Consider the following 22265-nt stretch of genomic DNA (forward strand, 5'->3'; position numbering starts at 1 on the left):
AAGTGTGATATTTTTAGCGAGCAGATTTTGTGATTTCTGCTCGCTATATCTAGCAAATATTATAATACAGATAAAATATAATAATATTTAACTGGCGTTAGTACTTTCGAATATTTTATCTGCAGAAGCAGCAACAAAACCAGAATATAACTGCCCGTTCTCTAGAGGGTAGCGCTTAGCAAACTCATAAAAACAACTAGGGATTTCTACTTCACCGTCTGAAAATTTAACAAGCGCTTTATCAGCCATTGTTGAAGATTGCTCTAGTTTAACCGTCGAATCACCTTTAATTTCTCCGCCGGTGGTGTTTAATAAAAAACCGCCTGCTTTAACTGCTGCATTTACATCTTCGATATCTGTAAAGTTTGTTAGGTGATTTATGCTTACAGTAAAGTGGTTAGCACGATAACCCCAGGCCGCAACCCATGCAGCATATTCACTTTCTGCTAACAAGGTTTGATATTCTGCTTTACTGACTTGCCAATGCGTACCTGAGTACAAAAAGCGACTATCAGCAATGATGTCATCGTCTATAGCACTCACCATTTTTTCTATAATAGCCTGAACTTCAGCAGAAAATTCTTTTACACGCAATTCACTAATGAAAACTTTAGGCAAGCTAGTATCGCTATGCTCAAAATGTTTTGCATTTAATTTTTTGCTTGAAAAGTCATACTCACCAGCATATTTATAACCTAGGTCGATCAAAATAGCCGCTAGTTTATCTAAATTGACTTTAGCGGTATCAAAGGTGCGGTAAGCAACATGATCGTTTATTAAGTCAGTACCCGAGCTTAGTAACTCATGAATCTTATGAGCTGAAGGGGTAACTTTAATATAATTCTGCCAGATATTAGTAAACAAGTCGGTAACTTGTTGGTGTTGGTTTGATATAGCATTAGTCATGTGAACATCCTTAGTATATTTAAATGGGGTACTAACGAATAGTTAAAGAATAGCGTTCATTTTTGGAAGATCAATTTGAATGCGGGTTACTGCTAACTATTCAAATGAATCGTTAGATTTGATCTATATTTTTAAAAAAGCTGGGACGAAGCCCAGCTTTCAATATAGGGTTATTAGTGAGCATACTAAAACTTAACCTAGATACTTAAGCCAGGGCTTAAAGTAGCAGGTAATGACACTTTAGGCGCTTCAACAGAAGCTACTGGGTATGCACAATAATCAGCGGCATAGAATGCGCTAGCTCTGTGATTACCACTAGCACCGATACCACCAAACGGTGCAGCACTGCTTGCGCCGGTAATTGGTTTGTTCCAATTAACGATGCCAGCACGTATTCTGCGGAAAAAGTGATTGTATAAATCTTCACTGTCACTTAACAAACCAGCAGATAAACCAAATGAAGTATTGTTTGCTTCATTGATCGCTGCGTCAAAATCTGTGTAACGGTATACTTTTAATAACGGACCAAAATGTTCGTCATCAGGCATTTCATTAATCGCGGTTACATCAAGTATACTCGGAGAAATAAAGCCAGTCCCAGCTTCCAAATGTTTCATCTCAACTAATGAGTTAGCGCCTAAATCAAGTAACTGTTGCTGAGCAGCTACCAAGCTTAAAGCAGCTTTCTCAGAAATCATAGAACCGATAAAGGGCTGCTCTTCGTCATCATAATAGCCAATCTTAATGGCTTGAGTTGCTTCAATTAACTTAGCTATAATTGCATCGCCTTGCTCACCCGTTTCAATGAATAAACGTCTTGAACAAGTACAGCGTTGACCCGTCGTTACAAAAGCTGATTGAATAATATCGTGTACAACCGCTTTTACATCACTAATGTCTTTAACGATTAATGGGTTGTTTCCACCCATTTCTAACGCTAATATTTTACCTGGCTGACCACCAAATTGCTCATGTAATAAGTGACCGGTGTTTGAACTACCCGTGAAAAACAAACCATCAATTTGTGGATGAGAAGCAAGCGCTTTACCTGTTTCGACTTCACCTTGTACAAGATTAATTACGCCATTAGGTAAACCTGCTTGTAGCCAAAGTTTTAACGTTTCTTCAGCAACTTTCGGCGTTAATTCACTTGGTTTAAATACAACCGTATTGCCCGCTATTAAAGCCGGAACAATGTGGCCATTAGGTAAATGACCGGGAAAATTATAAGGACCAAAAATAGCGACAACACCATGTGGCTTATGACGGATCATTGCTTTTGCACCAGGCATTGGGTTTTCAACAGTGCCGGTACGCTCATTGTTAGCCTTAACAGAAATGGCTATTTTACCCATCATTGCGCCAACTTCAGTGCGTGTTTCCCAAAGGGGTTTCCCTGTCTCTTGTGCAATTGTAATTGCTAAATTTTCTTTGTTTTCACCTAACAAAACAGCAAACTTTTCTGCAATAGCAATACGTGCCTCTAAGCTCATTTCTGCCCAAGACTCAAATGCCGTTCTAGCACTTTTTACCGCGGTATCAACTTGTTCTTTAGAAGCAGATTGACCCTGCCAAATAACTTCGTTTTTAGCGGGATTTAACGAGCTAACATCGTGGCCTAAACCTACTTGCCATTGACCATTAATTAATTGTATTGCTTGTGACATTTTTCTGTCCTTATACTTTGCGACGTCATCATGTGATTTAACCCTCCATGATGAACTCATGATTACTTTACTGCTATCTGTTAAGCAAAATTCAAGCCCAGCTTAAAAGATTAAAGTTTAGTTTAATTAAGTACTAAGCGTACAAAATCACCTTCATTTACTTGTAGTGCTTCTGCGATATCACCAGGGATCACTACTTGCTCTGCTGTTGCTCTTAACGATACCTTCGCTTGAACAGCTCTAAAACCTGCCACTTTCGTGTTACAGATAATAAAGTTAACCGTGTCATCAGTATCACCAATAATCACTTGATATTTTACACTGTTACGTATGGTTTTTACTTTTGCTGTTTGTACTTCAACGGTTGGACCACCATCAAAAATATCGACATAACCTCGACGTGCAAAACCTTCAGCTTCTAATAAACGCAGTGCTGGTAGGGTTTTTGGATGAACTTCGTTAATAACTTTTTGGGCATCTTTACTTAATAAGTTGACATAAATAGGATGCTTTGGCATTAATTCAGCGATAAATACTTTTTTACCAATACCGGTTAGGTAATCGGCAGTAGGAAAGTCCATTGAGAAGAAGTGTTCTTCTAACCAATTCCAAAAAGGAGAACGACCTTCCTCGTCTGAAATACCACGCATTTCAGCGATAACTGTTTCAGCAAAGCGTTCTTGATGCTCAGCCATAAACAAAAAACGACAACGAGACAAAAAACGACCATTTTTGTTTTTACGATGACTTTCACCTAAAAACAATGTACATATTTCAGATGCACCCGTGTAGTCATTACACAGCGATAATGTTTCTACGGTATTATAAATGCCTAGCTCACGAGAGTTATGAACGACTTTACCTAAATGATAATGGTAAAAAGCATCCTCTAAGCCTACTGCTGCTTCAATACCACTGGTTCCAACAACTTGACCAGTGTCAGTATCTTCCATTACAAACAAATAGCCTTCGCTAGATGGGTACGACACTTCTTTATTGAAAGAAACTTCAGAGTGAGCGATACGTTGCTTTAATAAGCCTTCGTTGATCGGCAGTGATGTAAAACCGTGTCCTGATTCTATCGCAATACGATGCAAGGAGTCATAATCGCTTGCTTGAATAGGGCGTATAATAATCATAGAAAAATCTCATTTTTTATAAAGAAAAAGAAATTGTGGTTACTCTTAGAGAATAATCACAATTTCAACGGTGTAATTGTTTTATTAAATTAACAATGACTATATTGCTAATTTAGCAACGGCTTTTTCAAAACGTGCTAAACCTTCAACAATATCAGCATCTGGGATAACTAAAGACGGAGCAAAACGAATAATGCTTGCGCCAGCAACTAAAGTCATAACACCTTCTGTCAATGCCGCGTTTAAAAAGTCTTTTGCTTTACCTTGATATGCATCAGTTAATACAGCACCAATTAATAAACCTTTACCACGAATTTCTTTAAAAACGTTGTGCTTAGCATTAATGGCATTTAGACCAGCAACATAGATTTTTGCTTTTTCTTTTACACCATTTAAAACTTCTGGTGTATTAACGGTGTCAAATGCAGCTTCAGCTACAGCACAGGCTAAAGGGTTGCCGCCATAAGTACTGCCATGAGTACCTATTTTAAGGTGTTTAGCAATCTCAGTTGTTGTTATCATTGCGCCGATAGGGAAACCGCCACCTAATGCTTTTGCTGTGGTTAAAATGTCAGGTACAACGTTTAAGCCCATATAAGCATATAAATCACCAGTACGGCCAACACCTGTTTGTACTTCATCAAAAATAAGTAAAGCGTGATGTTGATCACAAAGTGCACGAACACCTTCAATAAAATCTTGAGTAGGAGAAACTAAGCCGCCTTCACCTTGTAATGGTTCAATCATTACGGCACACGTTTTGTCAGACATAATGGCTTTAAGTGCTTCAAGATCGTTGTAATCAACGTGATCAATATCGCCTGGCTTCGGTCCGAATCCATCAGAGTAAGTAACTTGTCCACCAACAGTAACCGTAAAGAAAGTACGACCGTGGAAACCTTGTTTAAACGCAATTATTTGTGTTTTACCTGCTCCATGAACATCAAGAGCCCAACGACGTGCCAATTTTAGTGCGGCTTCGTTTGCTTCAGCACCTGAGTTTGCAAAGTAAACCTTATTTGCAAAAGTATTATCAACGATTTTTTTAGCTAAACGTAAGGCAGGTTCGTTAGTCATTACATTTGATAAATGCCAAATTTTATCTGCTTGGTCTTTTAATGCGCCAACCAATGCAGGATGACAATGGCCTAAACAGTTAACAGCAATACCGCCAGCAAAATCAATGAATTCACGATCTTGTTGATCCCATACACGAGAGCCTTTACCACGTACAGGGACAACCGTTGATGGTGCATAGTTCGGTACCATAACGTCATCAAATAATTCACGGCCTACAGGAAAATGGTTAGTCATTGTTTACTCCTCAAGTGATTAAACACTGCTGTGCAGTGCATATTGGCATTACTGCTGAATAATTCAGCACATAAAAACCTTATATTAGTTTATATTTCAGCAGACAAAAAAGGATGAAGCTAGAAATTAGGTATTAAGTATGACAGAGAAAACAAGCATTGTCTTGCTCCAAGTGACCGCAAGCCTTTTAAAACTGGGGCTTGTCGGGTTTTATTCAGTATAGATGCATAACTATATAAAGAGAATTTAAAGAGCTTATTGACGGAATTGCTCGTTAGGTAGCTGACTAAGTGCTTAATTAACAATAGGTGAAATTTTAATAAATAATCAAAAATTATTTAAAATTTAATTTTATGTGATCAATGTCACTTTTCTTTAGTAAACTGATCTCTTGAGGCGTAATACGCACTGACGTTAAGAGTAGCTTAGCTTCGTCATTACTGATCAACTCATCTTTAGCTAAGCTTCTAAATGCCACATAAGCCTTTGCCTTGGTAACAATTTGCGCTAAAGGGCACATTTTTTCAAGTGTTTCTGTATAAGCAAGATCAAATGTAGCTTCAGTGATCCGTAATCGGTCAAGGCGCATTAATTCAACTAAATCTGCCGATATTTTACTGCTGCGCGTAATGAGCTGTTCAAGTAATAAATCAGGAGAGGCATCAAATTTAACTAAGGTATCGTGAAGTTTTTTATCTTTATTTTCGTAAGCTGTTTTTAATTCAGCGGTGTGTAATTCGCTATAGGTTGTCAGAAAGCAACGAGACACAGCAATTAAACCTAAATGACTAAACATGCCCGCAGCAAAAGCTGTAAATTCATCCATCCCCTCTTTTTTGGCCAATACAGAGGAAGACATCGCGATAGCTAAACTGTCATTCCAAAGTTTTCTTTTCATTAAGGAATAGGGAGCTGTGCTGTTGGGCAACCAATGCTTAAGCATAAAGGTGGGCATGACTAATTTTAAGTTGTCTAAGCCAATGTAACTTAGCGCTAGGCTTGCGTCAGATACTTGCACATTAGCACGCTTACGATATTGAGGCTTATTGACTAAGTTTATAAGTTCATCAGCTAACCAAGGTAGTGACTTTGCTAAAGGAATGATGCGGTTAATTGAAGCGGCACGCACGGACAGTATTTCCATGATATTGGGGGCGGCATCTTCAATTTTTAATATATTGTTGTAGAGGTTTTCTTTGTTATCAAACTTCTTATTCACTTCGGCTGTGACATGGGCAAAAAATTTTGACATCACTTGGTCAGTAAAAAAACTTTCACCATGTGCTCGAATTATTTTATTCTTTTTGGCTTCTTCTTCAACAGCAAGTAACTCTCGGCGTCGATTAGATTGTTCACTATTTTGCTGGCTAGCAATAGTAACTTTGCCACTTTGTTGTTCAGCAAACTCTTTACTGATCATTAAGCTCATCGCTCTTCGGTATATTGGGGCGACTAAGTCGTTGTTTTCAAATATCTGCATGAGCGTAAATAATGTTTTCCAATAAAGTTGAAGTTATGTCTTTTGTCGGCAATATAGTCAAAAGTATGTGTGATAGCGGATGAGATTACTCGTCTTATTTACATTTTACATTTTACATTTTACATTTTACATTTTACTTAAAGTGACTGAGGAAGTTGCCCAATAACATCATCCCTTGTTCAGTTAAAATTGACTCAGGATGGAATTGTACGCTAGCAATGGGTAATTTTTTGTGCATTAAAGCCATAATTTCATCATTTTCACCATTTTCATCACAGCTCCAAGCGGTGACTTCGAGACATTCAGGTAAAGTGTTTTTATTAACAATTAATGAATGATAGCGAGTCACCGTTAGTGGATTATTTAATCGGTGAAATAATCCCTTTTCGACATGCTTTATTTTACTTGTCTTACCATGCATCACTTTACGTGCTTTATCAATGATTGCACCATAATGTTGTGCAATACACTGGTGCCCTAAACAAACGCCTAAGATAGGTACTTTCCCTGCAAAGTGTTTAACAATATCTAATGATAAACCTGCTTCGTTGGGTGAGCAGGGGCCTGGCGAAATAACAATATACTGAGGCGACCATGCCTTAATTTCAGCTAACGTTATTTGGTCATTACGGGCAACCACGACTTCTTGTCCTAATGCTTGAAAATAATGTACTAAATTAAATGTAAAAGAGTCGTAATTGTCGAGCATTAATAACAAAATAATCCCTTGAATAGGAAGGCTATAAACGCGGTTATTCTAATCGCTCGCCATAGACAATTCATTATATATTTATGGTTTAGCGCTTGACGCTTGTTTTTGCAGGTTTTTTAATACTATTTAAATGAATATTTTGTCTCTATGTACACGAATTTGTTGAGACTTTGGAGGTGAAAACGGTCATTTGACTATGACAACGTCTGCGTTGTTTACATTCGTTACGCGTTAACATCTATATGACCATACCGTAAATCCTGTACATTCAAGGCTGTTACTTTTGTAACGGCCTTGAATTTAAGTAAGGCTAAACGCAAGTTTTAGAACTTAGTTGCAACTTGTATCCATAATTTATGGGTATCATTACTTAACTCATTAGCACTGTAGCTTGCAAATTTAATCAGTAAATCGTAGTCCTTTTTAAAGGAGTACGCAGCGATTAAGTCTACCTCTGTTCCGCAATCAATATGACCTTCATTTGAAACAAGATCATGAAATGTTGCTGCTAACTTAACATCATTCAAGGTTGTTTTTACCGTAATGTATGTATCTTCAACGCCATTAGCCATCCCTGTGCTACTACCTGTACCTAAGAACTTATCTGCAAATCCTTGGAATTTATGTAATGTAGCAAAAGGTGTACTAAAAGCTGCTTTACCCTTATCGCTGCCTAAAACTTCTAAACCACCTAAAAGTGTAATCTTACCCAACTCTGTGGCTATTTCAGCATTGTAATAACTTGCATCGTAGCTTAGCGGGTTGTCGCCAGCGTCACTTTGTGTTGCAGCGCTTAAGTTAACTTTTATCGCGCCAAAGTTACCTTGATAAAGTAAGCCATAAGTGTTTGAAGACATGGCATGTGCTTTGTTGAAATCTAATACGTAGGCAAATGCTGAAAGTGTATGTGCTTTATTAATTTTGTAGCCCGCATTTGCAAAGTGGAAGGCTCCAGAAAGATTGTTCGATTTTTTACTATTCTCTTCAAAAATACGATTAGCGTTGTGAACAAAACTATAATCTAATGAAACTGTATCGTTTACCGCATATTGAATACGGTATCCATCATAGGTTTGCTCGTTTTGACGCCAGTCTACACCCCCTATAAAACGCTGGTTGTTATGTAGAATACGTTGACGACCCGCAGTAAGTTTTACTTTTTGAGTATTGAATTGTAAAAATGCTTGGTTAACGTCAGTTCCTTCGGGGTCTATAACAATAGAGTCAGAGCCGTTGTAGCTATTTGTTAAGTCGTTATAGTTATCTATAACGGCTGTTACGTTGTCAACTTCAAGGCCTATTGACCAATGCTTATAATCGCCTGTTTGCAGTGTCAAACGAGACTTTATGGTTAACGCTGTTGCCTCTATATCTGAAGCGCCATTTATGCCATCTTCATCAACCCCTTCGTAGCGAGCACGAAAGCTAATACCGACTTTACTATCCGCAATTGCTTTTTTTATTTCTGAATTGAACGAGGTATCGTCTGCTATTGCAAAAGGTGCCGAGATAATCGCGCTAGTCATTATAGCGAGTAACAATTTTGTTTTAATAAACTTCATCATTTATATCCTATGTATTTCATTCTTGAATTTTTTGTGAATACCAATTGGTGTTGCTATGCCAAGAAGCCGCATTGAACGGGAGGGTTAATATTGTTAATATTTTCTATTTTATTTGAAATAATTGATGAGCAGAGTTTGTCACCTTGCCAATAGGGAAAGTTTGATTCATATCAAGTTGTTATTTTTTGAGGGAACACCGCTGTTTCATTGTTGACTTACATCAAACAGTAGAGCGATAGTTATAGGTGGATAATCTTAGAATGGTAAAGATTTTATAAAGGTGAATTTTTTATGATGAAATATATCAAGGCATTGCATTTATGGCTTAACTTACCGTACTTGTTAAGCCATTGAGCTGGCGTGTTATCGCTTTGCTAACACTAAATCAGATTGCGGAACAGAACTACAGGCCAATACAAAGCCTTGTTCTTTATCTGCATCGCTTAATCCATCATTCGCTAACTGTTTCACTTCGCCACTTTCTAGCTTTATCTTACAACGACCACACATGCCGCCTCGACATGAATAAGGTAAGAGCATACCTGCTGCTTCACCTTGATCTAAAATAGAGTCTTTGGTGTTACCGATAACGTTTTTGTTCCATGAGTCAAAGTGTAAATTCACTTTCCTTTTGGGCTTTTTTTTCAGCACTTTATTCGCCGTTAAATCGGGAGAAGATTTTGTCTCGGCAGTTTTCTTTGCTGGGTGAGGTATAAATAGAGGTGAAGACTGCTTCTTTAAAATAACTATTTCATCACCTTGCTTAATACTTCCCTGATTTAGGGCAATTAAATTTTGTCCAAACATAACGTCACCGCTGGCGACTTGTCGGTAATTTTTTAAAGTGGTCAGGGGTTCTTGCTGTGGATGCTTTTCTGCATTCTTAGGATCAACGGTGGTAAATATACAGCGAGAACAAGGCTTAGATATTTCAAATTCTACTTCGCCAATGCGAATATGTTGCCAAGTGTCTTCAGCAAAAGCATCACAATGGTCAACAACAAGATTAGGGCGAAATTGCGACATACTAACGCTTTGATTTAGCTGCAGAGACATTTTACGATTTAAATCATCAAGAGAAGCTTGCGAAAGAAGTAAAAGAGGATAACCGTCAGCAAAAGCGACTTGCTTGTGGCTATTACGAACATAACGCTGCGACTGCTCACCAAAATAAAGTAGCTGACAAGGTTTATTTAAATACTGGCTAAACCATAAATCATAATTCTTATGACCATACTGCGCCTTTATACCGTCGTCCCATACACTAATGTCTTTATAAACTTTTGATAACATATGATAAGAGATGTGCAGCGCTGGCATGTCGGGGGCGGTTAAAATTAACCCCTGCTCAGATAAATTAACCTTAATAAGGCAAAGTGTTGGTTCAGTACGAGCGGTTATAAACAGCCCATTTGGGTCTGTTAGCACAAAGCGTCGGTCGAAACTTAAGCCAAAATCGTCAACCCAACTATTAGACAAAGCAATGCCAGCAGCTGATTTTATAGGGTATATATGAAGAGATTGTAATGAAGGTGATTGCACAGCGCGTCCTTTATTTTATTATGACTATGCATACTTACTAAATTAACACGGTATTGCAATGCCTTTTTTGTTTCTGATCAGGTATATTGTTAGGCATTATTTTGAACTTATTTTTATTACTGGTTGGCAACGCAATAGCAGAGCACCAGCGCTTTAACGGACATTATATGCATATTCACATTTTAGGTATTTGCGGCACATTTATGGGTGGTATCGCGGCAATAGCAAAACAACTTGGTCATCGTGTTTCAGGTTGTGACGCTAATGTTTATCCGCCAATGAGTACACAGCTCGAACAATTAGGGATTGAATTAAAACCAGGCTATTTAACCGCACATTTAAACGATGAACCTGATTTAGTGATCGTGGGTAATGCCATGGCGCGCGGCAACATAATGGTTGAGTATGTACTCGATAGAAATATCCCTTATACCTCAGGCCCACAATGGTTATTAGAACATGTCTTAAAAGACCGCTGGGTAGTGGCTATTTCAGGTACGCATGGTAAAACAACAACCAGTTCTATGGTCGCTTGGATTTTAGAATACGCTAACATGAAGCCTGGCTTTTTAATCGGTGGTGTTCCACAAAACTTTGATTGTTCTGCACGCTTAGGCGATGCGCCATTTTTTGTTATTGAAGCCGATGAATACGATACCGCTTTTTTTGATAAACGCTCTAAGTTTGTTCATTATCGTCCACGTACTTTGGTGATTAATAATATGGAGTTTGATCACGCTGATATTTTTAATGACTTGTCAGATATTCAACGCCAGTTTCATCATCTTATTCGAATGGTTCCCAGTAACGGCTTAGTGTTGTCACCAAAAAATGAATCGGCTATTACTGAAACGTTAGCGCAGGGTTGTTGGACACCTACAGAATTTAGTGTTGAACATAGCGCTCGCCAAGAAGGCTGGCATGCAGAAAAGCTTATTGTCGATGGCAGCGCGTTTATTGTGCGTTTCAAAGGTGAAATTCAAGGCACAGTAAAATGGAACTTAATTGGCGACTTTAACATCGACAATGGTTTAATGGCGATTGCTGCCGCTAGACATGCTGGTGTTCCTAGCCATGTTGCGATTGATGCACTGGCTGAATTTATTAATACCAAACGACGTTTAGAGTTGCGTGGCGAAGTGCAGCAAGTGCGCGTTTTTGACGATTTTGCGCACCACCCAACGGCTATCGCTAAAACACTGGCTGGGGTTCGATCTAATGTCAGCGCTAATGGTGAAGGCGATCAATCTTGTCGGGTAATTGCCGTGTTAGAGCCAAGGTCAAACACCATGAAATCAGGTGTGCATAAAGACACACTTGCTACCTCATTAGCACAAGCTGATGTTGTGTATTTGTTTCAAGGTGAGCAAGTGAAATGGTCGGTGAATACCCTTATTCAAGATTGTAAGCAGCCGTGCTTTGTTGAAACGAACATTGACGCTTTAGTCAGTCATATTGTTGAAAACTCTCAAGCACGCGATACCATTGTTGTAATGAGTAACGGTGGTTTTGGTGATATTCACAATAAATTATTAATAGCATTGGAAAAAAAGGATCAACATGCACGAGTTTAGAGAAAAAATAACGGTCGCTATTACGGGGGCTTCTGGCGCGCCGTATGCATTACGACTGATCGAGTGTTTAGTGGCCGCGAATGTAGAAATTTATGTACTATGTTCAAGCGCAGCTCGGGTTGTTCTTGATACAGAAGTGGGCGTCAAAATACCGGGCTCTCCTGATGGTGCCACTCAATTTTTGAGTGAAAAATTTAAAGCCAAGCCTTCACAGATCACTGTTTTTGGCAAAGAACAATGGTTCTCACCAGTGGCTTCAGGCTCTGCAGCCCCTAAAAAGATGATTGTTTGCCCCTGTTCAACAGGCACATTAGCGGCTATTACCCTAGGCATGAGTGACAACTTGATTGAGCGTGCAGCCGATGTTGTTATTAAAGAAAGAGGGCAGTTGATTTTAGTAGTACGAGAATCACCTTTTTCCACCATACACTTACAAAATATGCTAACACTTTCACAAATGGGGGTAACCATAATGCCAGCAGCGCCTGGGTTTTATCATCATCCTCAGTCAATTAATGACTTAATCGATTTCATGGTAGGAAGAATGTTAGACCATTTAAGCATTGAGCAATCTATTATACCGCGCTGGGGTTATCAGGTTTAATGATTTTTGCGAAGCAATACATTCTTACCTTCAATTTTACAATTGGGATCTATTTCCTTGCGGTGAATATCGCAAGGAGCGGGTTTAGCGTTAATAATAATCTCTTGTCGTCCGTCGCTCATCGATACTGAACCACAAGAAAATAAAAAGAGTATCAGTAAAGTAGATAATAACTTTTGCATATTTTTGCTCTAGAACCCTGTGTAAAATCAGTATAAGTTATTTAAATAAGTTAGAACAGTTTTCAGGTGAGGCAGTCATTAACGTAATCGTTTTACCACTTCGCACTTTTACACAACTTACTGATTCAGGAATTTTTTTCTTTTGAATGACATCAAATTCACCTTGGGTGGCCGAATTTAGATGGTACTGAAAAGCCTCATTACTCCCCTCAAATAAAGCGGTAAATAACCCAAAAACTAATGCCCCAGCAATGGTCCCTGCAATCATATCTTCATGGTTACCGTCAAGCTCGCCTAATAAGCCAATGCCAGCACCGGTAATAATACCTGTTTTGACCTCTGAAGATAAAGTTACCGGCGTAACCGACGCAATCGTCGCATAAAATTCTTTAATTATTTGGTGTTGGTCTGCTCGGTCAACCCCATGGCTTGCACATCCGGTTAACAGTAAAGCGCTAAGTAATAATCTTTTCATAGTCTTTTCTCAATAATTTAGTGCGCATATAAAAGGAGGGCGCAAGTGGTTACGACAAGATTTTACCGAGAGTTACAAGCCAAAAGTATATAAAAATTGTGTGTTAATTGTTTATGGTAACTTACATTATTTTACATTTTGTAAAAATTATTTACCTCAATAAAATGTTTGCCTGGGATGAATGGAATTACCGTCATTTATACTTTTTAAGTAGGCGCAATAATAAAATGATTAAATGAAGACATTAGCGAAACTCAATTGCTTATTAACAGTTTCGCTTTAAGCTTTTGGTAGGTTAATTTAAAAGTTTTTACCTTGAGTTAATGTGCTGAGCAGTCATCTTAATTTATACCTAAAGAACCTTTTTTATTTATATTAACGACTACAAAGAATTAACCTAACAGTTTACCTAAACCCTTTGTTAAGACTTGTTTTGCTTGTTGTCCTTGCTCAGTGTCTAAGCTGCCTTTAGCCCTAGATATCAAGCCAGCTTGTTTTTCTGCCATAGCCGAAGTACTTAATGTTGAACTAGTTAATATGATAGGTTCTTTCATCAGAATTTGCGTAATGATTGAGCGTTATTATTTCGTTAATTAACTGTACAGCATATAAAAAATTAATAGGATCAATATCTGCTATACATTGAAAGTAGTCACGGCTAAAGCAACCTTTAAAAGAATGTTAGGCACTTTTACAGGTATATTTTTTACGGGGTGTTACTGATAATACCTTTGTATAACTCACCTTATATTATCAATGTATTGGTATTTTTAATTGCTAAATATATATATGCTTTGCGGGGAGTAAATAAATCAAAGGTTGTAGTTTAATGTTTAAAAAACTGTTGTTGCTACTTATCGTCATTAGTTTAACCAGTTGTAAAAGTACGCCCAATCTTGCCTCACTTCGCAGTGCGGAAATCTTAATTAAACAAATAAAATCTGAAGACCCAGATCTTATTGCTATTGCTCAACAAGCGGTTAAAACGAATAAACTTATTTTACACGATGTTAATAATATCAAAGCGTTGTTTGAAAAATTAACGAAACAGATTAACGAGGTTTGGGGCGAAGCTAAGCCAAAAATACCTAACAATAAAAAGCTTGTTAAATATACCAACAACTACAAAGCCCGTGCCATTGTTGATTTTGAAAAAGGAACAATTTTAATCGAATCTTTAGCTGATAAGTCTTCAGCTAAAACGCTGAATAATTTACAACAAGCAATAGTAACCACTTTATTATCGACATCCGATCCTCAAAAAACTGATATATTTTCAAGCGACGCACCACTGTTATCAGGGCAACCTTACTTATACCAACAAGTGGTTGACCGAGACAACAAGCCGATTCAATACCAATGGCGCGCGAATCGATTCTCTGAGTATTTAACCGAATTTAACTTACAAAAATACAAAAAAAATAAAAAACAAATTTATGCGGTTAGCATCAAGATGGTGGCAAAACATCAACACCTGCGTGAACAAAAATACAGTGTTCATGTACTGGCAGCCGCTAAACGTTATCAAATATCACCGCAACTTATATACGGTATTATTGAAACTGAAAGTAGCTTTAATCCATTTGCGGTGAGTACAGCTAATGCATATGGCTTAATGCAAGTTGTGCCTAAAACAGCCGGCGCTGATGTTTTTCAACGCATTAAGAAGAAAAAGGGCATGCCAACCAAGCAGCAGCTATTTGACCCCGCGTTTAACATTGATATTGGCTCAGCCTACTTATACATTCTCAACAATAATTATTTAAAAGCCGTACGAAATTTAACCAGTCGACACTACTCTATTATTTCTGCTTACAATGGCGGTGCGGGTAATGTATTAAAAACTTTTCATGGTAATCGTAAAACTGCAATGAGAGTGCTCAATGCCAAGTTGCCTAAAGATGTATACTATTTACTGACGAAAAAGCACCCAAAAGCTGAATCTCGCCATTATTTAGAGAAGGTAACGAAGGCTGAAAAAACCTATTTATAAATAAGTAGAGTTGTGAATACTATTGCCTAATAAAACTGTAAAGGTTTATAGCCTAAACACGAAAAATATTAATAGGTTATTTTAGGCAATAAAAAAGCCTTACAAAGTGTAAGGCTTGAATTGCTCGCTGTAGGTCTAGTTTATACTAGCTTCTTTTTAGTTATTTCTTTTATTATTATTATTTTTATTTTATGTACTTCTTTAACGCGGGGCAATTTATAGCAAAGCAAAAAAGCTAACGCAACAACTTTAATAGAGCATTTATACCACGATTTTTTTCGTACAAGTCACTTTTGTTACAATAATTTACACTTGTTAAAAATAAGTAACTGATAACACATTGCTTATTACGCTTATAAGGTAATAAGCTTATATTATTACTGCTAAGAATTGATTTAGAACATAGACCAAAAAAATTGCTAATGATAGAATGCGCGCATATAAAAATGGGAAGATACTTCATGACTGAATTAAAAAACGATACTTACTTACGCGCGCTTTTGCGTCAGCCTGTAGATTACACACCCGTATGGATGATGAGACAAGCAGGGCGTTACTTACCTGAATACCGCGAAGTTCGCAAAAATGCGGGGGACTTTATGTCGGTATGTCGTGATGCTGATCTTGCCTGTGAAGTTACCATTCAACCGTTACGTCGCTTTCCGCTTGATGCTGCCATTTTATTCAGTGATATTTTAACGATCCCTGATGCGATGGGCTTAGGTTTGTACTTTGAAACTGGGGAAGGACCAAAGTTTGAGCGTCCTATTACTTGTAAGGCTGACGTAGAAAAAATTGGTATTCCAGATCCTGAAGTAGAATTACAATATGTAATGAATGCGGTGCGTACTATCCGCAAAGAATTAAAAGGTGAAGTTCCTCTTATTGGTTTTTCTGGTAGTCCATGGACATTAGCGACTTACATGATTGAAGGCGGTAGTTCAAAAGCGTTCACCAAAATCAAAAAAATGATGTTTGCTGAACCAAAAACATTACACATGTTACTAGACAAATTAGCTGATTCTGTTATTTCATATTTGAATGCTCAAATTGCTGCTGGCGCACAATCAGTTATGGTTTTTGATACTTGGGGCGGCGTATTGTCTCCACGTGATTATCAAGAATTTTCATTACAGTATATGGCAAAAATTGTTGACGGTTTAACTCGTCATAATGAAGGTCGTAAAGTCCCTGTAACCTTGTTTACCAAAAATGGCGGTATGTGGTTAGAGTCTATCGCGGCAACAGGCTGTGACGCAGTAGCACTTGATTGGACCATAGATATTGAAAATGCAAAAGCACGTATCGGTGATAAAGTTGCTTTGCAAGGTAATATGGATCCTTCAATGCTTTACGCCCCCTTACCGCGTATTGAGCAAGAAGTTGACAAAATTCTTGCCGGCTTTGGTGAAGGCGGTACTGGGCATGTATTCAATTTAGGTCATGGTATTCACCCTGATGTGGATCCAGAGCATGCGGGTCACTTTATAGAATCAGTTCACCGCTTAAGTAAGCCTTATCATAAGTAATTTATTAAAATTTAAGCAATAAATTGTAAAGGAGCTTTATGCTCCTCTACTGTCACTATGCAAATAAAGTGTTAATTCTTTCTTTCGTTTAGTGGATATTTCACCCAAATATAGTCATTATCATTAAACATTCTATTATCTTTATTTCTGGATTGTATGGCAGAACATTTAAATAATGAACTTGATAATCGTAATGAGAGCGATAACTTGTTAGCAAACGAAACGACTGCTTTGCTTATCAAATATCGCAAGCTCGAAGACCGCTATACCGCACTTTTTAAACTAAACCAGTTATCACATGACTGTGCCGATTTAAGTATGTTCTATGGTCAAGTTCATCAATCTATAGCTTCAGTGATGAGAGCTGAAAATTTTTATATTGCGCTCTACGATCAAACCTTATCCACCTTAGAGTTTGTCTATGATATTGATGAAAAAGATGATTTCCCTTTAGGTAAGTCTCCTTTAGCTGCTTTTGCAGGTTCTATGACTTGCTATGTTATTGAAACAGCTAAATCATTATTAGCAACTCCTGAGGTTGTTGGTGAATTAGTGGCTAAGAATGCAATTAAACGTATGGGCTCTGACAGTACTGACTGGCTTGGTGTTCCCTTGCTGAACGATGGTGTTGTTATTGGGGTTATGGCTGTACAGAGTTATTCTGAGAAAATTCGTTACTTGGTAGATGACCTAGAGTTGATGGAGTTTACGGCTCAGCATATCGTTACCGCGATGACCCGCTTAAAAGATCATGAGCGTTTACAAAATGCAGTAAATTCACGCACTCGTGAACTTATGAAGCAAATTAGAGAGCGAGAAAAGTCAGAGTTATTGCAAGAGTCGCTTTTTAAAATATCAGAATTAACCAATGATGCTACGCTCCACATTGATCAGTTTTACTCAATGGTTCATAACATTGTTGGCCAGCTCATAAACGCTCAAAACTTTTATATCACTAAATATGATCAAAATTCCAAAACACTTTCTTTTGTTTATTATTTAGATCAAAACTCTACTAATGCCGATGTTGACTCTCAGCCAATAACATTAGGAAATAGTTTTACCGAGCACATCATTCGTACCGGTGAAACACAATTACTTAATTATCAGCAAATGTATGCTTTATATGAGCAAGGTAAGACTAAAGAGCCACAAGGTGAAACTAAATCTTGGCTGGGCGTGCCATTAATACATTCTGGTGTTGTACTTGGAGCAATGGTCTTACAAAGTTATAATTTAGCGACAACATTCACTGAGCAAGATGCGGAACTATTAAAATTTGTTTCTCAACATGTTGCTTCAGCGATTAATCGACGTGACATATTAGAATTTGAACGGCAATCGCATCTACTTCTTGAACAGCAAGTTAAGCTAAGAACGGTCGCATTAGAAGACGAAATAAAGCAAAGAAAAAAAGCTGAAGAGAAGTTACAACATACGGCGTCACACGATATTTTAACAGGCTTACCAAATCGCACGCTGTTTATTAACTTATTGAATCATGCTATTGCTTGTCATAAACGAAAAGCTAAGATGAAATTTGCGGTGTTATTTTTAGATCTTGACCGCTTTAAGGTGGTTAATGACAGCCTAGGTCACCATGCTGGTGATTTGCTCTTACAAAAAATAGCCAAAAAATTAAAAATACTGGTTCGAGACAAAGACACGGTGGCTCGGTTAGGCGGTGATGAGTTTGTTATTTTAATTGAAGATTTAGATTCTAATAATGAAGCTTATGAAGTTGCTCAGCGTATTACTGACTTTTTAGCTACTCCTTTTATTATCGAAAACCAAGGTATTTTTATTGGCACAAGTATTGGTGTGTTATTTAATCATGAACGTTATGACAGCGCTGACATTATGCTTAGAGATGCTGATACCGCAATGTACCATGCAAAAAATCAAGGCAAGGGCCGTTATGAAGTTTTTGATTCTAGCATGCAAAAAAAAGTTCAACATGCATTGGAATTGGAAACTGATATTCGTAATGGTATAGAAAATAATGAATTTTCACCTTACTTTCAGCCGATTGTTGATTTAAAAACTGAAGCGGTTGTTGGGTTTGAAGCTCTAGCTCGTTGGCAGAGTACGAAACGTGGCTTTGTTCTTCCAAATGATTTTATTCCCCTCGCAGAAGAAACTAATTTAGTGATGGCGATTGACTTTCTGATCATAGAGAAGTCTTGTTTGCAGTTAAAGCAATGGGAAAAAAAGTGTGGTCGCGATGACTTGTACGTTAGTTGTAACTTATACGGTGATCATTTTTTTAGTGTAACGCTACCGGTCGATATTGAAGAAATAATTCAACGTGTTGGCATTAAACCCCCGCAATTAAGAGTTGAGTTAACCGAACGTGCTTTACTCGAAAATAGTGACATAGTGCTAAAAAATATGAATGCACTAAAAACATTAGGCGTGAAAATTTTACTTGATGATTTTGGCACGGGTTATTCAAGTTTAAGTTACTTACATCGTTTTCCTATTGATGTGCTAAAAATTGATCGTTCGTTCATTAATAATGTGCACGAGCATGATAATCATCAGGCGATCATAAAAACCATTATAGATTTAGCAACCAATTTACAAATGGGAACAGTATGTGAAGGCATTGAAAACCTAGCAGATGCCGAGCTTTTAATGGCTATGGCCTGTCGCTTTGGGCAGGGTTATTATTATGCTAAACCTATGCCGGCGACTGAAACAGAGGCATATTTACTGAAGTAGTTGTTCTATTCTTACAATAAAATGGCGTTATTTCATTAGGAATACCGCCATTTTAGTATGGGTTTTATGAGCTTTAGTTGTGAGCGCTTTAACGAATAACTTTATGTCTATACTAGCGTTTTATTTTTACAATCATTATAGTGATATAAATATATCAACTCCCCTCTAAAATATCTTAAAATTTAATTAATAATATGAAGAAGCCAATGAAATTTAAATTAATAGCCAGTGCAAGTTTATTAAGTATCGCGTTTTTATCTGCGTGTGGACAAAACAATGAAGCAACAAGGTCAGTTGCTGAAAAAATGCCACAAGTAAATGAAAATAATATAAAAGCCCACATAGAGTTTTTAGCTGACGATACTTTATTAGGGCGAGATACTGGTAGTGAAGGCTACCAAATAGCCGCTAATTATGTAAAGTCATACTTTAAACAGTTAGGCTTAACACCTATGGGTGAACGTGAAGGGTTTGAACAAAAAGTAACCTTTAGAAAAGCGTTCCTTGAAGAAAATAGTGCTGAGCTTTCTATTATTAATACTTCAGGTACCATTGAGTTAGCCTTTAAAGATGCTTTTATTATGTCAGGCGATAGTATCGTGACAGACGCTAGCGTTACGGCTGAAACTGTTTTTGTTGGTTACGGCATTGTTTCTAAAGAATTTGGTTATAACGATTACGAAGATATTGATGTTGAAGGCAAAGTTGTTGTTGTTTTAACAGGACGTCCTGATGATTTACCGTCAGAAGAAGGTGCTCACATCGGTTCTAGCAGTGAAAAAATTCAACATGCCGTTAGCAATGGAGCTGTTGGTTTTATTACTATTCATACCCCTAAACGTGATGCAGTAAGAACTTTTGCTAAAAGCGCATCTTATGCGGAAGCACCACGTTTAAGCTGGTTAAACAAAGAGGGCATGCCTTTTGGGAAACATCCTGAAATAAAAGGAGGTGCTTATTTAAGTTCAGAGTATGCCCAAGCCTTATTTGAAGGAGCAGAACGCACACTAGAAGCGTTACTTAGCGACGATACTAATAATATTGCCATTAAAGGTTTTGCTTTGAAATCAAGTGTTAACATGGCTAATAAAAGTCGCCATGAAGAAATTACCAGCCCTAATCTTATTGCTGTTATTGAAGGAAGTGACCCCGTACTAAAAGACGAATATGTGGTCTTTAGTGCTCACCTTGATCACATTGGTATTAGTAGCCATGGTGATGAAAAAGATAAAATTAACAATGGCGCGTTAGACAATGCATCAGGCGTTTCAATTTTGCTAGAAACAGCCCGCTTATTATCGAGCATGCCTGAAAAACCAAAACGTTCTATTTTATTTGTTGTAGTTACAGGTGAAGAAAAGGGGCTATTAGGGTCTAGCTATTTTGCAACAAACCCAACGGTACCGTCGTCTCAAATGGTTGCGAACGTTAACTTAGATATGCCATTAATCTTATACCCATTTGCTGATATTATTGCTTTCGGTTCAACACATTCAAGTTTAGGTCCTATCGTTGCGAGTGCCGCAGAAAAAATTAATTTGTCGCTAAGTGATGACCCAATGCCAGAGCAGGCGTTATTTACGCGTAGCGACCACTACAGCTTTGTCAAAGCAGGTATTCCATCAGTCTTTTTAATGACAGGCTTTAAATCTAAAGATCCTGAAATTGATGGCGGTGCAGTATTTGGTGACTTCCTTAAAAATCATTATCATCAACATAGTGATGAAATAACCCTACCTATTCGTTACGATGCCGCGGCAAGCTTTGCCGAGGTTAATATGATGATAGGTTTAGAAATTGCTAATGGTGATAAACGTCCAACGTGGAACCAAGGCGACTTTTTTGGAAAAACTTTCGCTCAGTAAAATGCATCGGTAAAAAAGATAAAACGCAGTGATGAAGATCACTGCGTTTTTTTTGTTTTCTGCTTTTAACTAAAAAGCTACACTATAAACATGACTCGATAAAAATATTGATACCCACCATGGATGCTCACCAATACGCTTTACAAGCTAATGGCTCTTTTGCTCTTCCCGACGCTTGTTTCAAAATTAAAGGATTAATGGAAAATGAAGACTCAACGATTGAAGATTTTGCCAATGTAATTAGTGTCGACCCTTCAATGACTTCTCGTTTATTACAAATTGCTAATAGTGCTATTTATAGTTTTCCGGGAGAAATTAGCACTATCTCACGTGCCATCACAATTATTGGCACCCAAGCTATTTATAACATGATGCTAGTGGATGTTGCGGCGACAGCCTTTAAACACTTTTCAAATCAGGCAATTGATTTAAAACGTTTTTGGCGGATGAGCATTTTTTGTGGTTTGGCGACTAAAAATTTAGCGATTAAGGCTGGGATCCCTGATATTGAGCGGCTTTTTGTCGCTGGACTTCTGCAAAATTTTGGTGAAGTGATTGTTGCAAAAATAACGCCTGAAATTGCTCAGCAATGTGAAAAATATTCAACCGAGCAGTTGCCTTGGGCACTGCAAAAGCAAGTGCTGGGTTTTACTTATACCGATATATCTGCAGAGTTATTAAAAATATGGCAAATACCTGAAAAAATAATTTTGCCTATTCGCCACGTTAACGAAGCAAAAAAAATTCAAATTAATAAAGATGTAAAAGTCCTTTATTTAGCCTCTCGTTTAGCATTAGTTGATAGCCATCCCGATGTGTTCGATTATAAGGACAGTATTGATGAACGTTTATGTCAGAATTTAAATATTTTTAGTGATGACTTAGCTCAGGCGGTTGATTTTGCATCAGAAGAGACGGAAAATATTCTCACTATCATCAATGGCGGACTTTTCTCAAAATAGAGGGATACTATTTGTGGAAGGGGCTATAGATG

18 protein-coding genes are annotated in these 22265 nt (G+C 37.6%); 7 read left to right on the forward strand and 11 right to left on the reverse strand.

The features are described 5' to 3' along the window. Positions 1-87: 87 nt before the first annotated feature. The 8 genes from H4J73_RS00595 to H4J73_RS20735 form a co-directional block, all read right to left on the reverse strand. On the reverse strand, positions 88-906 hold the full coding sequence (locus tag H4J73_RS00595) for a DUF1338 domain-containing protein (RefSeq protein WP_182179038.1): 819 nt from the start codon (positions 904-906) through the stop codon (positions 88-90). A gap of 197 nt (positions 907-1103) precedes the next feature. After that, positions 1104-2573, reverse strand: a complete 1470-nt coding sequence (gene astD, locus H4J73_RS00600; protein ID WP_182179040.1) for a succinylglutamate-semialdehyde dehydrogenase — start codon at positions 2571-2573, stop codon at positions 1104-1106. 122 nt (positions 2574-2695) lie between these two features. Further along, the gene (gene astA / locus H4J73_RS00605) at positions 2696-3712 is read right to left on the reverse strand and encodes an arginine N-succinyltransferase (protein WP_182179042.1); all 1017 of its coding nucleotides are present in this window, start codon (positions 3710-3712) and stop codon (positions 2696-2698) included. Positions 3713-3811: 99 nt separating this feature from the next. Next, a complete protein-coding gene (locus tag H4J73_RS00610) occupies positions 3812-5026 on the reverse strand; it encodes an aspartate aminotransferase family protein (RefSeq protein ID WP_182179044.1) in 1215 nt (404 codons plus the stop codon). Between the two features lie 334 nt (positions 5027-5360). Next, the gene (locus H4J73_RS00615) at positions 5361-6506 is read right to left on the reverse strand and encodes an HDOD domain-containing protein (protein WP_182179046.1); all 1146 of its coding nucleotides are present in this window, start codon (positions 6504-6506) and stop codon (positions 5361-5363) included. A gap of 133 nt (positions 6507-6639) precedes the next feature. Continuing rightward, the gene (locus H4J73_RS00620; RefSeq protein WP_182179048.1) at positions 6640-7224 is read right to left on the reverse strand and encodes an aminodeoxychorismate/anthranilate synthase component II; all 585 of its coding nucleotides are present in this window, start codon (positions 7222-7224) and stop codon (positions 6640-6642) included. 317 nt (positions 7225-7541) lie between these two features. Further along, positions 7542-8783 carry an alginate export family protein gene (locus H4J73_RS00625; protein WP_259366537.1) on the reverse strand — a complete coding sequence of 414 codons (1242 nt, stop codon included), beginning with the start codon at positions 8781-8783 and terminating at the stop codon, positions 7542-7544. Between the two features lie 363 nt (positions 8784-9146). Then, a complete protein-coding gene (locus H4J73_RS20735) occupies positions 9147-10325 on the reverse strand; it encodes a YcbX family protein (RefSeq protein WP_182179050.1) in 1179 nt (392 codons plus the stop codon). 167 nt (positions 10326-10492) lie between these two features. On the opposite strand from H4J73_RS20735, the gene mpl reads away from it, so the two are divergent. Beyond that, a complete protein-coding gene (gene mpl, locus H4J73_RS00635; RefSeq protein ID WP_182179293.1) occupies positions 10493-11899 on the forward strand; it encodes a UDP-N-acetylmuramate:L-alanyl-gamma-D-glutamyl-meso-diaminopimelate ligase in 1407 nt (468 codons plus the stop codon). Then, on the forward strand, positions 11886-12503 hold the full coding sequence (locus tag H4J73_RS00640) for a flavin prenyltransferase UbiX (RefSeq protein WP_182179052.1): 618 nt from the start codon (positions 11886-11888) through the stop codon (positions 12501-12503). Before mpl ends, H4J73_RS00640 begins: the two co-directional genes overlap by 14 nt. Here H4J73_RS00640 and H4J73_RS00645 read toward each other — a convergent pair. The 3 genes from H4J73_RS00645 to H4J73_RS00655 all read right to left on the reverse strand — a co-directional run bounded on the left by H4J73_RS00645 (position 12500) and on the right by H4J73_RS00655 (position 13714). After that, a complete protein-coding gene (locus tag H4J73_RS00645) occupies positions 12500-12685 on the reverse strand; it encodes a hypothetical protein (RefSeq protein WP_182179054.1) in 186 nt (61 codons plus the stop codon). The genes H4J73_RS00640 and H4J73_RS00645 overlap by 4 nt on opposite strands. A 37-nt stretch (positions 12686-12722) precedes the next feature. Continuing rightward, positions 12723-13160, reverse strand: coding sequence for a hypothetical protein (locus tag H4J73_RS00650; protein WP_182223840.1), 438 nt, complete (start codon positions 13158-13160; stop codon positions 12723-12725). Positions 13161-13552: 392 nt separating this feature from the next. Then, the gene (locus tag H4J73_RS00655; RefSeq protein ID WP_182179058.1) at positions 13553-13714 is read right to left on the reverse strand and encodes a hypothetical protein; all 162 of its coding nucleotides are present in this window, start codon (positions 13712-13714) and stop codon (positions 13553-13555) included. Positions 13715-13989: 275 nt separating this feature from the next. Between H4J73_RS00655 and H4J73_RS00660 the strand changes: the two genes are divergently transcribed. From H4J73_RS00660 to H4J73_RS00680, 5 genes are all read left to right on the forward strand, one after another. Then, positions 13990-15153, forward strand: coding sequence for a murein transglycosylase domain-containing protein (locus H4J73_RS00660; protein ID WP_182179060.1), 1164 nt, complete (start codon positions 13990-13992; stop codon positions 15151-15153). Positions 15154-15614: 461 nt separating this feature from the next. Next, on the forward strand, positions 15615-16682 hold the full coding sequence (hemE, locus tag H4J73_RS00665) for a uroporphyrinogen decarboxylase (protein ID WP_182179062.1): 1068 nt from the start codon (positions 15615-15617) through the stop codon (positions 16680-16682). 156 nt (positions 16683-16838) lie between these two features. After that, positions 16839-19406, forward strand: coding sequence for an EAL domain-containing protein (locus tag H4J73_RS00670; RefSeq protein ID WP_182223839.1), 2568 nt, complete (start codon positions 16839-16841; stop codon positions 19404-19406). Positions 19407-19612: 206 nt separating this feature from the next. After that, positions 19613-21271 carry a M28 family metallopeptidase gene (locus tag H4J73_RS00675; RefSeq protein WP_259367809.1) on the forward strand — a complete coding sequence of 553 codons (1659 nt, stop codon included), beginning with the start codon at positions 19613-19615 and terminating at the stop codon, positions 21269-21271. Between the two features lie 119 nt (positions 21272-21390). Then, positions 21391-22233 carry an HDOD domain-containing protein gene (locus H4J73_RS00680; RefSeq protein WP_182179068.1) on the forward strand — a complete coding sequence of 281 codons (843 nt, stop codon included), beginning with the start codon at positions 21391-21393 and terminating at the stop codon, positions 22231-22233. Positions 22234-22265 lie beyond the last annotated feature (32 nt).

This window comes from Colwellia sp. MB3u-41 (assembly GCF_014076845.1).
GTDB lineage: Bacteria > Pseudomonadota > Gammaproteobacteria > Enterobacterales > Alteromonadaceae > Colwellia_A.

What these genes read in the sequence shown, in the direction of transcription:
- hemE (WP_182179062.1), top strand. Translation starts at nt 15,615, where the DNA reads ATGACTGAATTAAAAAACGATACTTACTTACGCGCGCTTTTGCGTCAG.
- H4J73_RS00615 (WP_182179046.1), bottom strand. Translation starts at nt 6,506, where the DNA reads ATGCAGATATTTGAAAACAACGACTTAGTCGCCCCAATATACCGAAGA.
- H4J73_RS00655 (WP_182179058.1), bottom strand. Translation starts at nt 13,714, where the DNA reads ATGAAAGAACCTATCATATTAACTAGTTCAACATTAAGTACTTCGGCT.
- H4J73_RS00610 (WP_182179044.1), bottom strand. Translation starts at nt 5,026, where the DNA reads ATGACTAACCATTTTCCTGTAGGCCGTGAATTATTTGATGACGTTATG.
- H4J73_RS00625 (WP_259366537.1), bottom strand. Translation starts at nt 8,783, where the DNA reads ATGATGAAGTTTATTAAAACAAAATTGTTACTCGCTATAATGACTAGC.
- H4J73_RS00675 (WP_259367809.1), top strand. Translation starts at nt 19,613, where the DNA reads ATGAAATTTAAATTAATAGCCAGTGCAAGTTTATTAAGTATCGCGTTT.
- H4J73_RS00650 (WP_182223840.1), bottom strand. Translation starts at nt 13,160, where the DNA reads ATGAAAAGATTATTACTTAGCGCTTTACTGTTAACCGGATGTGCAAGC.
- H4J73_RS00640 (WP_182179052.1), top strand. Translation starts at nt 11,886, where the DNA reads ATGCACGAGTTTAGAGAAAAAATAACGGTCGCTATTACGGGGGCTTCT.
- astD (WP_182179040.1), bottom strand. Translation starts at nt 2,573, where the DNA reads ATGTCACAAGCAATACAATTAATTAATGGTCAATGGCAAGTAGGTTTA.
- H4J73_RS00595 (WP_182179038.1), bottom strand. Translation starts at nt 906, where the DNA reads ATGACTAATGCTATATCAAACCAACACCAACAAGTTACCGACTTGTTT.
- H4J73_RS00680 (WP_182179068.1), top strand. Translation starts at nt 21,391, where the DNA reads ATGGATGCTCACCAATACGCTTTACAAGCTAATGGCTCTTTTGCTCTT.
- H4J73_RS00660 (WP_182179060.1), top strand. Translation starts at nt 13,990, where the DNA reads ATGTTTAAAAAACTGTTGTTGCTACTTATCGTCATTAGTTTAACCAGT.
- H4J73_RS00645 (WP_182179054.1), bottom strand. Translation starts at nt 12,685, where the DNA reads ATGCAAAAGTTATTATCTACTTTACTGATACTCTTTTTATTTTCTTGT.
- mpl (WP_182179293.1), top strand. Translation starts at nt 10,493, where the DNA reads ATGCATATTCACATTTTAGGTATTTGCGGCACATTTATGGGTGGTATC.
- astA (WP_182179042.1), bottom strand. Translation starts at nt 3,712, where the DNA reads ATGATTATTATACGCCCTATTCAAGCAAGCGATTATGACTCCTTGCAT.
- H4J73_RS00670 (WP_182223839.1), top strand. Translation starts at nt 16,839, where the DNA reads ATGGCAGAACATTTAAATAATGAACTTGATAATCGTAATGAGAGCGAT.